Annotated in this window: 14 protein-coding genes, 1 pseudogene and 1 other annotated feature; all 15 genes and pseudogenes read left to right on the forward strand. The window is 27.6% G+C overall.

The window, feature by feature from the left end:
• Positions 1–60: 60 nt before the first annotated feature.
• The 15 genes and pseudogenes from BGI42_RS00415 to BGI42_RS00485 all read left to right on the forward strand — a co-directional run bounded on the left by BGI42_RS00415 (position 61) and on the right by BGI42_RS00485 (position 16176).
• Entirely contained in the window at positions 61–1467 is a 1407-nt protein-coding gene (locus tag BGI42_RS00415) for a sigma-54 interaction domain-containing protein (RefSeq protein WP_069678456.1), read from the forward strand.
• 145 nt (positions 1468–1612) lie between these two features.
• A pseudogene (locus tag BGI42_RS00420) lies at positions 1613–2509 on the forward strand (alpha/beta fold hydrolase).
• 515 nt (positions 2510–3024) lie between these two features.
• Complete coding sequence (locus tag BGI42_RS00425; protein ID WP_069678457.1) at positions 3025–3729, forward strand: MIP/aquaporin family protein; 705 nt, start codon at positions 3025–3027, stop codon at positions 3727–3729.
• Positions 3730–3824: 95 nt separating this feature from the next.
• Positions 3825–4820: a dihydroxyacetone kinase subunit DhaK gene (dhaK, locus tag BGI42_RS00430; protein WP_069678458.1), complete on the forward strand. Its 996-nt coding sequence runs from the start codon at positions 3825–3827 to the stop codon at positions 4818–4820.
• Positions 4821–4847: 27 nt separating this feature from the next.
• Positions 4848–5486 carry a dihydroxyacetone kinase subunit DhaL gene (dhaL, locus tag BGI42_RS00435; protein ID WP_069678459.1) on the forward strand — a complete coding sequence of 213 codons (639 nt, stop codon included), beginning with the start codon at positions 4848–4850 and terminating at the stop codon, positions 5484–5486.
• A 2-nt stretch (positions 5487–5488) separates the two neighbouring features.
• Complete coding sequence (dhaM, locus tag BGI42_RS00440; protein WP_069678460.1) at positions 5489–5878, forward strand: dihydroxyacetone kinase phosphoryl donor subunit DhaM; 390 nt, start codon at positions 5489–5491, stop codon at positions 5876–5878.
• 98 nt (positions 5879–5976) lie between these two features.
• Positions 5977–6213 (forward strand) — a binding site (T-box leader).
• A gap of 166 nt (positions 6214–6379) precedes the next feature.
• Complete coding sequence (gene metG / locus BGI42_RS00445; protein ID WP_069678461.1) at positions 6380–8317, forward strand: methionine--tRNA ligase; 1938 nt, start codon at positions 6380–6382, stop codon at positions 8315–8317.
• Positions 8318–8549: 232 nt separating this feature from the next.
• Positions 8550–9329, forward strand: a complete 780-nt coding sequence (locus BGI42_RS00450; protein ID WP_069678462.1) for a TatD family hydrolase — start codon at positions 8550–8552, stop codon at positions 9327–9329.
• A gap of 281 nt (positions 9330–9610) precedes the next feature.
• On the forward strand, positions 9611–10660 hold the full coding sequence (locus BGI42_RS00455) for a 3D domain-containing protein (protein ID WP_069678463.1): 1050 nt from the start codon (positions 9611–9613) through the stop codon (positions 10658–10660).
• 227 nt (positions 10661–10887) lie between these two features.
• Positions 10888–11445 (forward strand): ribonuclease M5, encoded by a 558-nt coding sequence (rnmV, locus tag BGI42_RS00460; protein ID WP_069678464.1) that lies wholly within the window; start codon positions 10888–10890, stop codon positions 11443–11445.
• Positions 11446–12297, forward strand: a complete 852-nt coding sequence (rsmA, locus tag BGI42_RS00465; protein WP_069678465.1) for a 16S rRNA (adenine(1518)-N(6)/adenine(1519)-N(6))-dimethyltransferase RsmA — start codon at positions 11446–11448, stop codon at positions 12295–12297. It abuts the gene before it with no gap.
• An 81-nt stretch (positions 12298–12378) separates the two neighbouring features.
• Positions 12379–13905, forward strand: coding sequence for a DUF7922 domain-containing protein (locus BGI42_RS00470; protein ID WP_069678466.1), 1527 nt, complete (start codon positions 12379–12381; stop codon positions 13903–13905).
• A gap of 10 nt (positions 13906–13915) precedes the next feature.
• Positions 13916–14485: a PsbP-related protein gene (locus BGI42_RS00475; protein ID WP_069678467.1), complete on the forward strand. Its 570-nt coding sequence runs from the start codon at positions 13916–13918 to the stop codon at positions 14483–14485.
• 97 nt (positions 14486–14582) lie between these two features.
• A complete protein-coding gene (locus BGI42_RS00480) occupies positions 14583–15341 on the forward strand; it encodes a prolipoprotein diacylglyceryl transferase (protein ID WP_069678468.1) in 759 nt (252 codons plus the stop codon).
• 1 nt (position 15342) lies between these two features.
• On the forward strand, positions 15343–16176 hold the full coding sequence (locus BGI42_RS00485; RefSeq protein ID WP_069678469.1) for a YhfM domain-containing protein: 834 nt from the start codon (positions 15343–15345) through the stop codon (positions 16174–16176).
• Positions 16177–16180 lie beyond the last annotated feature (4 nt).

Below are 16180 nucleotides of genomic sequence, written 5' to 3' on the forward strand. Positions count from 1 at the left end.
AGAGTATTTTTATTTTCAAAATAATATAACTAGTATTACTTATAGATGAGAGGTGTATGCATGAGAATTGTTAGAGAAATAAAAATTAATAATGGTAATAAGTATTTAAATTTTAAAGCAATAGTGTCTATTATAAGAAATTTTTTTGCTTTAGAAGAAATATATAATGTTAAAATACTTCTCGATATTAAAGAAAAGGGTGAAATTCCAGCTACAATAATATTAGGTTATATACTTTTAAATATATCGAAAGTAAAAGAATTAACTTTAATAATAGATGGAAATAATGATTTAGAATTAGTATTTAAAAATATACAAGCTTTATTTCAAAATTATATTAATAAAGACAATAGTTTAAATAATATAAATGTATATAATACTTATGGCTTGGTCATTAACAATAAATCAGATGATGGTAAGATAACTAATAAAAACAATACAAATAATGCATTTAATAAATTTATAGGAAAAAGTAATAAGATTTTAGAGGTTTTAATTTTAGCCACTAAGTCAGCAAGGAGTTCTGCAACAGTACTTATAAGAGGAAAAAGCGGTACTGGTAAGGAATTAATTGCTGAAGGTATTCATAATGCAAGTGAACGCAAAAAAGGACCTTTTATACGCGTTAACTGTGCAGCTATACCAGAAAATTTAATAGAAAGTGAATTGTTTGGACATGAAAAGGGATCCTTTACAGGCGCAATAAAGAGAAAATTAGGAAAATTTGAATTGGCTAATAATGGTACAATATTTCTTGATGAAATAGGTGAAATGAATAGAAATACTCAAGCTAAAATTTTAAGGGTATTACAATATAAGGAATTTCAACGAGTTGGTGGAGAAGAAACTATAAAAGTAGATGTTAGAATTATTGCAGCTACTCATAGAAATTTAGAAGAGATGGTTAAATCGGGTGATTTTAGAGAAGATTTGTATTATAGATTAAATGTTATTCCTATATCAATTCCTTCTTTAAAGGAGAGGATAGATGATATTCCAATATTAGTAAATCATTTTATTAATAAATTTCAAAAAAAAGGAGAACACAAACAATTTTCAAAAGATGTAATGAATATTTTTATGAGTTATTCATGGAATGGAAACGTTAGGGAACTAGAAAATGTAATAGAGAGAATAATCGCATTAAATGAAAGTGATGTTATTACAATTAAAGATATACCATTATATATAAAAGAAGAAGTAAAAAAAGAAAATAAAAATAATATTAAAGTATTTACTGACAATAATATTTTAAATTCTTCTAAAAATGAAATTTTAAATATCATTCAAAATTCAGATGAAGTATTACCAATGAAGGCTTATGAAAAGATGATAATAGAAAAAGCTTTAAGAAAATATGGAAGTTTTAATGCAGCAGGAAAAGTATTAGGATTAAATCATAAAACAATAGCATCTAAAGCTAAGGAATTTGGGATTGAAAAAACTATAAATTGGAGAAGAAAATAATTGGAATGAAAATTGCTTCTAATTAAAAGTTAATTAGATAAATTAGAAGTTATATATTTAAAATAAAAATTAAGTTCTATATTTATTAATAATTAAATTTATTTAGGGGGAGTTATTTATGGGAATTAAAGAATCTAACTTTGAAATGAAAAGAGATGACGGAATAAGTATATATGTAAGAAAATTTTTAAATGAAGATGTTTGTTTAAAAGGTGCAGTTATAGTTTGTCATGGTTTAGGAGAACATGCTGGAAGGTATAAAGGATTTAATGAAATTTTGGCTAATAATGGTTTTGCAGTTTATGCACATGATTAAAGAGCACATGGGAAAACAGCAGTGAGAGAAGATGTGGTTCATTTAGATGAAAATGGATTTAATAGCACTGTAGATGATATGGAAGCTCTTTTGGAAATAGTAAAAATAGAAAATGAAAATGTACCGATATTTATATTTGCACATAGCATGGGAACTGTAATAACAAGAGAATTTATTCAAAAATATAATAATAATGAGATAAAAGGTGTTATTTTATGTGGTCCAGTATATTTTATTGACAGGGTAAATGAATTATGTGATGAATCAAAAAAGTCTATGCTTAAAAATGGATCTGATTACGTTGATTTTAATTTGATGAATTTAGCATTTGGAGACTTTAATGAGAGATTTCAGCCTAAAAGAACAGATTTTGATTGGCTTACAAGAGATGAAAAAGAGGTGGACAAATATATTAATGATCCATTTTGTGGAAAACCTCAAACGGTAGGATATTATTATGAATTTTCTTCAGGGTTTAATATATACAACCAAGAAGAAATTAATAAGATAAGAAAAGATTTAGCTGTATTCTTTATAACTGGTGGAGATGATCCAACAAGTGGATATGGAGAAGGCATTAAAGTAGCTAGCGAAAAATATAAAAAGGCAGGAATTAATGACGTTGATTCAAAAATATATTCAAAAGCAAGGCATGAATTATTAAATGAGATTAATAAAGATGAAGTTATTAATGATGTGGTTAACTGGATAAATAAGAGGGTATAAAAGAGACATATAAATTATGAAAAGATGGTTAGAGATGTTTTAAGTCTTTAATCATCTTTTTAGTACAATAAATTACTTTAAAATTAAAGTTATAAATCTTTATAAAACCTGTATTTAGAAAAAATGAACTCCAATATAAAAATAATAAATGTATTGAGATTGTAAAGATATTGTAACAATTTCCCAATAATCGTATATATAATAATTTGTATATTATAATATTATTAGTCTATAATTATTAAATTCAATGATATAAAAATAATGATATAAATGATTTTATATATTTAAAATAGATATTACAGAAATAGATATACTATATTGGTAAAAAAGCTCAATATAAACGTTTTCACTTGGTATTTTTAACCAAGAAGATAAGAAAACACCAATATATCTAAAAATGAAATATTGTGAAAAGGTACTATTTGTCCTAAATATAATAATTTGATATTTTGGCACAATTATTGCTATTAAATATTAATGTAAATAAATAATTTATAAAATGGGAGGTATTATTTATGTCAATTTTTATGTCTGAATTAATAGGGTCAATGTTACTTATCCTTCTAGGAGATGGCGTTGTTGCAAACGTTGTTTTAAAAGATTCAAAGGGTACAGCATCAGGTTGGATAGTTATTACAACTGGTTGGGCACTAGCTGTTGCTATTCCTGCACTAATATTTGGAGGATATAGTGGAGCACACTTTAATCCAGCATTAACAGTAGCTCTTGCAGCAATTGGAACTATTCCATGGTCAGCAGTTCCGGAATACTTTGCAGGTGAATTTTTAGGAGCATTTTTAGGAGCTATATTAGTATTTATTATGTATTATGATCAATTCAAAGCAACTGATGATAAAGATGGTAAATTAGGAGTATTCTGTACAGCACCAGCAATCAGAAACACAGGTATAAACTTTGTTGGCGAGGTTATTGGAACATTTATGTTAGTATTTGGTATATTAGGATTAGGTGCTGTTCAAATGGCACCAGGACTTAACACAGTATGTGTTGGTGGACTAATATTTGTAATCGGTTTAAGTTTGGGTGGTCCTACAGGATATGCTATTAATCCTTGTAGAGATTTATCACCAAGAATAGCACATGCTATTTTACCTGTACCAGATAAAAGAGATTCTGATTGGGGATATTCTTGGATTCCAGTAGTAGCTCCAATAGTTGGTGGTTTAATAGGTGCTTTCTTATGGCAAGCAATTATTTAATTAAATAGTTATTATAAAAATTAAAATAAAATTAAGGTCTTGCTAGACAACTTCTAGCAAGGCCTAAAATCATATATTTTAGGAGGCTTTTAATAATGAAGAAGTTAATAAATAATCCAGATAATGTTTTATCAGATATGCTAGAAGGTATTGTGGCAGCACATCCAGAGTATTTAAAAAAATTGGATAATGCAAATGTACTAGTAAGAAGTGAAAAGGCAGAAAATAAAGTCGCAATAGTAAGTGGTGGCGGTAGTGGACATGAGCCAGCACATGGAGGATATGTTGGCTTCGGAATGTTAGACGGTGCAGTTTGTGGAGAAGTATTTACTTCACCAACACCAGATCAAGTATATGAAGCTATTAAGGCAACAGATAATGGAAATGGAGTTCTTCTTGTTATAAAAAATTATACTGGAGATGTTATGAACTTTGAAATGGCAAAGGAAATGGCAGAAATGGAAGGTATAAATGTAGAAGAAGTAATAGTTGATGATGATGTTGCAGTTGAAAATAGTTTATATACTGCGGGAAGAAGAGGCATTGCTGGAACAGTATTTGTTCATAAAATAGCTGGAGCCAAGGCAGAAGCTGGAGGAAATTTAGAAGAAGTAAAAGGTATAGCAGAAAAAGTAATCAAAAATGTTAGAAGTATGGGAATGTCTTTATCATCTTGTATAGTACCAGCAGCAGGAAAAGCCAATTTTACTTTAGGAGAAGATGAAATAGAAATTGGTATGGGTATTCATGGAGAACCAGGTACTCATAGAGAAAAGATTTCAACTGCTGATGATGTTGCAGAACATTTATTAAGTAAGATATTAGATGATATAGAAATTTTAAGTGGTGATGAGGTAGCTGTTATGATAAATGGTTTAGGTTCAACACCATATATGGAATTATATATAGTAAATAAAAAGATAAATCAATTATTGAAAGATAAAGGAATAAGTATTCATAAAACTTTTGTAGGTGAATTTATGACTTCATTAGAAATGGCAGGATGTTCTGTTTCAGTATTAAAACTTGATAGTGAGCTTAAAGAATTACTTGATGCAAAAGCTAATACTCCAGGACTTAAGGTTATTTAGTAGCATTATATTAGAGGAGGGTTAATTATGGTAACAGTAAAAGAAGTGAAAAATATTATAATAGAAATAGGAAAAGTTATAGAAGAAAATAAACTGTATTTAAGTGAGTTAGATGCGGCTATAGGTGATGGGGATCATGGTTTAAATATGAGTAAGGGATTTAAGGCTGTTGTTGAAAAAATAAAAGATTTACCAGATGATGACCTGGGAAATATATTTAAAAATTCTGGTATGGCTTTAGTTTCTAATGTAGGAGGCGCATCAGGACCTTTATATGGAACTGCTTTTATGAAAGCTGCTATGGTGGTAAATAAAAAGAATGAAATGGATATAAATGATTTTATTAAAGTTTTAGAAGAAGCTTTAGGTGGAATAAAAATGAGGGGTAAAGGTCAAGAAGATGAAAAAACAATGATTGATACTTTATCACCATCAATAGAAGTAGCTAAGAAGTCTATAGAAGAAAATAAATCTGCTAAAGAAACATTACTTCAAATACAAGAAGCAGCTAAAAAGGGTATGGAACATACAAAGGATATAATTGCTACTAAAGGAAGAGCAAGTTATGTAGGAGAAAGAAGTATAGGACATATTGATGCTGGTGCAACTTCAATGTATTTGATTTTAAATACTATAGCAGAAGAATTAACTAAAGAGGAGAATTAATTATGGTTGGGATAGTAATAGTGTCACATAGTAGTTTTATAGCTAAAGGTGTTAAAGAAGTAGCTCTTCAAATGGCACCAGAAGTTTCAATAGTAGATGCAGGTGGGACTGGAGACGGAAGGATTGGTACAGATATTTCTAAAATAACTAATGCAATAGAATCTGTGTATAGTGATAGTGGTGTACTTGTATTATTTGATTTGGGTAGCGCATTTATGAATACAGAAATGGCTATAGAATTTTTAGATGATGATATTAGAGGAAACGTAGAAATTATAGATGCTCCTTTAGTTGAAGGGGTAATTACAGCAGCTGTTGAAGCAAGTATGGATAAATCTTTATCAGAGATTAAAGAAGTACTTAAATCTATGTCTTTAAATAAAATTTCTTAATAAAAAGGTGTACTATATCTAATTGAAATTTTATATAGTACATCTTTAAATTTTTATTATTTGACACGAAAATGTATTTATTCTATTATAATAAGTGTATAAATGCTATGAAGAGAAGAGTAGTGAAAAGGAATTCTTAAAGAGAGCTAATGTTTGGTGAAAGTTAGTAGAAGAAATTTTCATGAAGATGGACTTGGAGCATATTTCCCGAGCAATATTTGTTAAGGAATTACGGCAGCATCCGTTATAATGCAAGGTGATGATGGTCACCTAATGAGTTGTTTATTGTGAGATAAATAAGAAGTAGAGTGGTAACACGTATATACGTCTCTATATAGGTTTAATATACCTATATAGAGATTTTTTATTCTTTAGAAAATTATATTTTTTTAAATCTGTGAATAACTTAGATTATATTATTTCTTAAAGATTAAGAAATAAAACCTAAAGAATAAAAAATAATATTTATAGTATTGTTTAAAATAAGGAGGAATACAAAAAATGTGTAAAGAATGTAAAAAGCCATATTATATAACTACACCTATTTATTACCCATCAACAAAGTTACATATAGGAAATACTTATACTACAGTAGCTGCTGATGCATTAGCAAGATTTAAAAGATTAACAGGTTATGATGTGATGTTCTTAACAGGTACAGATGAACATGGTCAAAAGATTCAAAGAATAGCAGAAGAAAAAGGGATTACTCCAATAGAACATGTAGATGAAATCGTAGCTGGTATTAAAGATCTTTGGAAGATGATGAATGTAAGTTATGATAAATTTATAAGAACTACAGATGATTATCATGTAAAATCAGTTCAAGATATATTTAAAAAATTATATAACCAAGGAGATATATATAAGAGTTCTTACGAAGGATGGTATTGTACTCCATGTGAATCATTTTGGACAGATACTCAATTAGTAGATGGAAATTGCCCTGATTGTGGAAGACCAGTTGAAAAATCAAAAGAAGAAGCTTATTTCTTTAAAATGAGCAAATATGCTGATAGATTAATTAAGTATATAGAAGAAAATCCAAACTTTATTCAACCAGAATCAAGAAAGAATGAAATGTTAAATAACTTCTTAAGACCAGGTCTTCAAGATTTATGTGTTTCAAGAACTAGCTTTGATTGGGGAGTTCCAGTAACATTTGATGAAAAACATGTTGTTTATGTATGGATAGATGCTTTATCAAACTATATTACTGCACTTGGATATAGTCAAGACAATAAAGAACTATATGATAAATTTTGGCCGGCAGATGTACATTTAATAGGAAAAGATATATTAAGATTCCATACAATATATTGGCCAATAATGTTAATGGCATTAGATTTACCACTTCCAAAGCAAGTATTTGGGCATGGATGGTTACTTGTTGATGGTGGAAAAATGTCAAAATCTAAAGGTAATGTTGTAGATCCAGTTGTATTAGTTAACGAATTTGGAGTAGATCCAGTAAGATATTACTTATTAAGAGAAATTCCATTTGGTGCAGATGGTCTATTTAACAATGAAATATTCATAAAAAAGATAAATTCAGATCTTTGTAACGATTTAGGTAACCTTTTATCAAGAAGTGTCGCAATGATTGAAAAATACTTTGGAGGAGAAATTCCATCACAAGCTGAAAGTGGTGAATTTGACGAAGAATTAATAAACTTAGCATTATCTACTCCAAAGAAAGTTGAAGAAGCTATTGATGAATTAAATATTCCGTTAGCACTAGAACATGTATTTGAACTAATAGGTAGAGCTAATAAGTATATAGATGAAACAACTCCGTGGATTTTAGCTAAAGATGAAAGCAAGAAGGCTAGATTAGGAACTGTACTTTATAATCTAATTGAAAGTTTAAGATTTGCATCAGTAATGATTTCATCATTTTTACCAGATACAGCTAAGAAGATTAATAAGCAAATAAATACTGATGAAATATCATGGGAATCTTTAAAAGCATTTAATGGAACAAAAGTAGGAACTAAAGTTGTTAAGGGAGAAAATTTATTCCCTAGAATAGATGTGGAAAAGAAGCTTGAAGAATTAGAAGCTTTAAAAGCAGCACAAGCACCTGCTAAAAGAGAAATTATTCCTATAAAAGAAGAAATAACAATAGATGATTTTGAAAAAATTGATTTAAGAGTAGTTAAAGTTTTAGCTTGTGAACCGATAAAAGGAGCTAAAAAACTTTTGAAATTAAAAGTTGATTTAGGTAGCGAAGAAAGACAAGTGGTGTCAGGAATTGCAAAATACTATAAACCTGAAGAATTAGTAGGGAAAAATGTAGTTTTAGTGGCAAATTTAAAACCTGTAAAACTTAGAGGTGAATTATCACAAGGTATGATTTTATGTGCAGCAACTGATGATGATAGTGAATTAAAAGTTGTAGATCCAGGTGAAATTTTAAGTGGAAGCATTGTTAGATAAATAAAATTAAAAAAAGAACACCTCATTTAGGGGGTGAGGTGTTCTATAACCACTAATATATAATGGTTAAAAGGGGTAAATAATAATGCTTTAACTACTTTACAATTTAAATATACTATTTGAATATGTCAAATTTGTGACAATTTAAAATTAATTTAAAATTTAACATTAGATAATCAAAGTCTAAATTTAATAAATCACATATATTTAATGTTTGAAAGGATATGCTGTTATGGAAAAAATATTTAAAATAATAGATAGTCATGCTCATTATGATGATGAATCTTTTGAAATTGATCGTAAAGAAGTATTAGATGAAATTCAAAAAAGTGGTGTAATTGGAGTTTTAAATTGTGCAGCGTCTTATGAAAGTTTGAATACCACTTATGAGTTAACTAAAAATTATGATTTTATATATGGAGCATTAGGAATACATCCTGAAAATGCTAATGAATTTAAGGAAAATACATTAGATGAGATTAAAGATTATGTAAAATCTAATGAAAAAATAGTAGCTATAGGAGAAATAGGTTTAGATTATTATTGGGATGAAAATCCTTCAAAAGAGATTCAAAGAGAAATTTTTAGAAAACAAATGCAATTAGCAAAAGAGCTTAATTTACCAGTAATAATTCATGATAGAGATGCGCATCAAGATACTTTAGAAATAATAAAAGAGTTTCCTGATGTGACAGGCGTTGTACATTGCTTTTCAGGAAGTGTTGAATTTGCAAAGGAGTGCATTGAGCTTGGATATTATATAGGATTCACAGGGGTTGTAACATTTAAAAATGCAAAGAAAGTTGTTTCAGTTGCAAAAGAAATACCATTAGATAGAATGTTAGTAGAAACTGATTGCCCTTATATGGCACCTGAGCCTAATAGAGGAAAAAGAAATAAATCAGATTATATAGAATATATAATAAAAAGATTAGCTGATATTAGAGAAATTGATCCATATGAATTAAATATAAAGCTTAATGAGAACTTTTATAACTTGATTAAAAAGTAAAAATAGGGTAAAATATTAATTGGAATATTTTAACAAAAGGTTCTAATTTTATATTTTATTAAATAGTCATTTTACTAGAGATGATTTTTTAATTTAATAACATTGATAGGAAAAAATAAGCCATTAATCGCTATTATAATTATTATTTTTAATTATTTTAAAATTTTATGCACAAAGTGCATTATTATAAGGGTTTATAAGTGCAAGAGATTATCAAATTTGACAAGCATTAATGTTTAAGATATAATTCAGTATACGCTCTTGCCAAAGGAGGGAAATCAATGGTAGAAAAATTAAAAGATTATTTTAAGAAAAGTTTTTCTAACAGCAGTCCGAAGGCAAAAATTATAATAACAACGATTGCAGTGGCAATTGTTATTACAGCGACGATAATGAGTGCAAGAAAAACACTTACTATAAGTATAGACGGAAAAGAAGAAAGTTTTGTCACGTATAAATGGACTGTAAAAGATGTGTTACAAGATAATGGAATAGAGGTAACAGATAGGGATAAAGTAGAACCATCATTGGATTCTAAGGTATCTGAAAAAGAGCTAATTACAATAAAGAAAGCTATTCCAGTAAATATCACACTTAAAGATAAGACTGTAACACTAGAAACAGCAGAAGATACTATTGGAGAGATGCTACAAAAAGAATCAGGTACATTAAAAGAGCAGGGTGTAGAATTTGAAGAAGGAATAGATGAAGTATCACCTTCTTTAGACACAAAAATAGGACAAGATTTAAATGTTAAGATTGTAAATGTAGAGACTAAAGATATTGTAGAGAATAAAGATATAGAATTTGATACAGTAATACAAAAAGATTCTAGTCTTGATAGTAGCGCTCAACAAGTTAAGAATGAAGGAACTAATGGAGAAAAACAAATAACTTATAAAGTTACTTATAAAGACGGTGAAGAAGTTTCTAGAGAAATAAAAAGTACTAAAGTTATTGCAGAACCTGTAAATAAAATTATTGTTAAAGGTACAGGAAATGTATATGCAAGTAGAGGAGCAGGTAATATAACATATAAGAGAAAGTTATCTGTTTTAGCAACTGCATATAGTGGACACAGTACTACCGCTACAGGTAGAAGACCTGTTAGAAATTCTAATGGATTAAGTACAATTGCTGTTGATCCATCAGTTATTCCGTTGGGAAGTAAGGTTTATGTTGAAGGATATGGATATGCTATTGCAGCCGATACTGGTGGTGCAATAAAAGGGAATAAAATTGATTTATACTTAAATTCATCAAGTGAATGTACAAGATGGGGAAGAAGACCTGTCAATTTATTCATAGTAGCTTATCCGGGACAATGGTAGTCGATTTTTAGGAGATAACATGTAGGTTATCTCTTTTTTTTATCCGTTAAAATATGTATCATTAATCTGCTGGATTTTTTTTGTATACATTTGAAAAGGCAGATGTGTAAAAAAATTCACGATTCCATAGTTACATTGGCGATTTTTTTTATGTAAATAATATTAACTTTGATATACTATTAGTATTAGAAATACTAATCATATGGAAAAGGAAAGGAAGTAAAATAGTGATTAAAGAAGTAATTGTAGTTGAAGGAAGAGATGACGTTGATGCTGTTAAAAAAGCATTAGATGCTGAAATAATAGCTGTAGGTGGGTTTGGAATAAATGCTAAGGTTATAGACAGAATAAAGGAAGCTCAAAAAAGAAAAGGTGTAATAGTTCTTACTGATCCAGATTTTGCTGGAGAAAAAATAAGAAGAATTATTTCAAAGAGAGTTCCAGGAATAAAACATGCATATATAGCTAAAGAAGATGGATTAAAAGATGGGGATATAGGAGTAGAAAATGCTTGCCCTGAAGTAATATTAAACGCTCTTAAAAGTGCTAAAATAACTGTTGAAGAGAAAAGAAGCTTTTTTACTATGCAAGACATGTTTTATTTTAAATTAACAGGACATTCAACTTCTAAAATAAGAAGAAGTATATTAGGTAAAATTTTAGGAATAGGGTATTGTAATTCTGCTCAAATGGTTTCTAGATTAAATAATTATGGAATAACTAAAGAAGAATTTACAAATGCTATGGAGAAAATAGAAAAAGAATTGGAAGTAGGTAAAAAATAGATGGATTTAATGGATATAAAAACAAAAGATTTAGTTCAAAAATATAATTTTAAATTTTCAAAAAGTTTAGGACAAAATTTTTTACTAGATGAGTCTGTGCTTAGTGATATAGTAGAAGGCGCGGATGTTAATGAAAAAGATTTTATAATAGAAATAGGTCCGGGGGTAGGTACTTTAACAGCTAAATTATTACAAAAAGCTAAGAAAGTTACTTGTATAGAGTTAGATAATGATTTAATTCCTATTTTACAACAAGAATTAGGAGAGTATGATAAATTTCAATTAATACATAATGATGCATTGAAAGTAAATTTCAATGAAATCATGAAAGACGAGGATCATGTTAAATTAGTAGCAAATCTTCCTTATTATGTTACAACACCTATAATAATTAAATTATTAAAGGGAAATTATAAATTTCAATCTTTAACTATAATGATTCAAAAAGAAGTAGCTGAAAGAATAAATGCTAAGCCTAATTGTAAGGAATATGGAGCACTATCTGTTTTAGTTCAATATTATTGTGATACTACAATTATAAGAAAGGTATCACCAGAAAGTTTTATGCCAAGACCTAAGGTTGATTCTATAGTTATAAGACTAGATAGATTAAGTGCACCTAGAGTTAAAGTAAAAGATGAAAAACTTTTATTTGATATAGTGAGAGCGGGTTTTAATATGAGAAGAAAAACTTTATGGAATTCAGCAAAATTAACAGGAATTTCAAAAGAAAATTTACAAAAGGCTTTTGACCATTGCAATATAGATCCAAAAAGAAGAGCAGAAACATTAACAATTGAAGAATTTGCAGCATTATCAGATAGTATATATGATGTGAAGAAAAATAATTAAAATTATTTTAACATTATAGTAATTATCATAATCTATCAATAAAAGCATATACTTTATTGAATAAATATATGTGGAGGGATTATGGTAGTGGCACATAATAAGTTATATAGAAATTTTATAATTTTACAGCAAGATGAAAAAATCAACTCAGGATCTACCGAAAAAGCTTTGTCTGGATATGCCAAAGTAGAAGCAAAAGGAGATAAGTGTAAAATATCTTTTTACGCTCAAAATCTTAAGCAAGAAGAAAATTATTCTGTAGTACTTATCTGTTGTAAAAAGGACATGAAACAATTAATTAATTTAGGGTCTCTAAAAATAAATGATGTTGGAAAGGGAGATACAAGTAAAGAATACTATATAAATAACATAGCTGGTTTAGGCATATCTTATGATAAAATAAATGGCGCTGCTATTTGTAAAGCAAATTCCGGAGAAATTATCTTTATCATGTATGGTTTTATAAATGGAGAAGAACCAAAGGAAAATTGGAAGAAACTTAAAATAATAAAAGAAGATAATATCTCAGAAAAAGTTAATGTTAATGAGACTTTAAATAGGACAGATATTAAACTAGAAAATATGCAAAATAAAAAAGTAGAAGTTGATGAAACTAAGATAAAAGATAATAATACTGAGATTAAAAATGCTTCTAGTAAATCTGATAAACTAAACATAGATATAGACTTAGATAGTGATAAAGAAGACATTCGTAGTAAGGAAAAGAAATATAAAGACAAATGCGAAGATAAATGTGAAAAGAAATGTGAAGACAAATGCGAAGATAAATGTGAAGAGAAATGCAAAGACAAATGTGAAGACAAATGCAAAGACAAATGCGAAGATAAATGCAAAGACAAATGCGAAGATAAATGCAAAGACAAATGCGAAGATAAATGCGAAGATAAATGTAAAGACAAATATAAAGATAAATGTGAATACAAATATGAAGATAAATGCGAAGAAAAGTGTGAAGTAGAAAAGGAAAAGGAAAAATATAAAAAAGAAAAAGGATATTCTACTCAAACTGAAAAGTGTAAAAAGATTATTGATGAATTAAAAGATGAGTCATATTGTACAAAGACAGTAAATTACAAGAGATTAGAAGAAAATACAACAATTGATGGAGATGATTTTGAACAATATGAGAAAGATATTGAAAAATTAAAGATGGATTCATCAAATAGTTTTGGTATAAAAGGAAAAATTGGTGAATATTTTGAAAAAATTGCACAAGGATTTGAGGAGTTCAAAGAAGGACTAGATGGAATAAAATATTGTAAATGGTATAAGATACCTATAAATAGAATTGATGATCTATTTAATATATCAGATTACAATAAATATACATTAGTATATTATCCAATGCTAAATTATTATCCTTATATAAGCAAAAATAAATATTTCCTATTAGGATATAAGTGTAATTCAGCGGGAGAATTGACTCATATTGTTTATGCAATACCAGGAAGTAAAGATCTTTCACAACAACCATATGAGGGTAAAACAGGATATGTTACATGGACACATGATAATACTAGAAGTTCTGGATATTGGCTTATGTTTTATGATTTCCAAAATTCTACAGTAGTAGTTCCTATGAAGTAGAAGAGGTTATATGAATAAAAAACAGATATTAATATTATCTATTTTACTTTCATTAATGGTGGTATTAGGAATAACACAGTCATTTTTTAAGGAATCATTTACGGAAGTTGCTCTTGTAGAAAATGGGATAAACGAATTTAAGGATTATGGTTTTAATGAAGAAGGATATAAATTTTCATTACCAAGTGAATGGAGTATATCTGAAAAACAAAACAAAGGACAATATGTTAGTTATAAGGCAGATTTTAAAGATAAAAATAATAAAATTTCAGGGTACTTAGAAGTTATAAACACCAAGTCCGATTTAGGTAACTTTGCAGAAAGTGATTTAAAAAATTTACCTTTATCATATAAAAATGAGGAAATAATTCCTTTTAAATTAGAAAATATATCAGGAGTATTATCTCAATATAAAACTAAAGTAAAAAAAGGTTATACATTTGAAAATAATTGTTATTATATAAATAGTGACGATGGTAAAATTATAAAAGTTTTATTTAATATAAAAGAGGATGATTATAAAGAAAATGTAAAAACCGTTTTTAATACAATAATATCTAAGATAAACATACAAAGTTAATAAGATTTGATATTAATATGTATAAGTATTATAATTTAAGTATCATAGAGGAATTGATAATTCATCTATGATACTTAAATATTTTAAGGAGATACGCATGAAAATAATTTTATTTAAGGCGTTTGGTCTAGAAATAAAAAGTTATGGTTTAATGATTGCTATAGGTATACTTGTAGCATCCTCTTTGTTTTTAAAAAAAGGAAAAGAAAAGGGGTATGATGAAGATTCTTTATTAAATTTAATTATTTTAACTGTAGTTGGTGGAGTAATAGGTGGAAAATTACTTTTTATTATAACTGAATTTAATAGCATATTAAGTGATCCAAGTATATTGTTGAATTTTGGATATGGATTTGTAGTATATGGAGCTTTAATATTAGGAGCCGTTACAATATATTTATATTGTAAAAGAAAGAAATGGAAAGTTTTCGATGTTTTGGATTTAGTTGCACCATGTTTAGCCATTGCTCAAGGATTTGGACGCATAGGTTGTTTTTTAGCAGGATGTTGTTATGGCAAACAAACTAATCTTCCAATAGGAGTGGAATTTCCAATAAATTCACTTGCACCATCAGGTGTTCATTTACATCCAACTCAAATTTATTCATCTATATTTGATTTTTTACTAGGATTTTTTCTTTTATATTACTCTAAAAAAGGAAAGAAATCAGGTAAAGTTGTAGCTATGTATTTTATAATATATAGTATAGGAAGGTTTATGGTAGAGTTTTTTAGAAATGATCCAAGGGGAAATGTTGGTTTATTATCTACATCTCAATTTATAGCTATATTTACATTGATTCTTGGATTAATTATATTTAATTTTCATAAATTTTTTAAGGGAGCGAATAAATAAGTTGTTTAAGAAAAAAATTTTTATATTGATTTTGACTTTAATTTCTATTACCTCTATTTTAGTTGGGTGTAGTTCTTATGATAAATTGGCAATTAAATTAGGAATGAAAAATAATAATTTTGAATATATAAAACAGAATAAAGTAGATAAAATTATAATTCAAAGTGCTAGAGATACTGGGTTTAGATTTATAATTACTGAACCTAATGCAATAAATGATATGTATAAATTATTGTCAGATGGTAAAAAAGTATCTGAGAAAAGTTCAATGGATCCAGATTATTATTTTGAAATTTGCATGGGAGATGAAGTTAAAAAGTATAGTTATATAGTTGGTGCGGATGAAAGAGAAAAAGGTAATTTCTTTAGTGATGAAGAATATTTTTCAATTTCCAATCGTTTAGATGATATAATAATACAAAACTTATCATTTATAAGAAAACCTAGAAATTTTCAATATGTGTATTATCAAACAATTTTATCAGTATTAGAAGCTGAAAAATCTAATATAGGAAATTCTAACAAAGTAGGAATAGATATAAGTGGTGATATTGATTGCTTAAAGTATATACTTTCAACTGATTTACAAGAGTTTGAAAAAGATATTACAAAAATCATTCCTAATGCACAAGTTATAAAGAATAATTCTAATGAATTTGATACAATAATTAAAGTTAAAAATAGAGGATATAATAGTACTATTTTTAAAACTATGGTTACTGTTGATAATAAGAAAAATAAAGTATTTAATACTTATTATATATTAGCAGAATATAATTTTAGAAATTGGGATATTGATATGGGAGAAGTAAACAAAGTACCTAATGAATGGTAAGAGG

Source organism: Clostridium taeniosporum (genome assembly GCF_001735765.2).
Classification (GTDB): domain Bacteria; phylum Bacillota; class Clostridia; order Clostridiales; family Clostridiaceae; genus Clostridium; species Clostridium taeniosporum.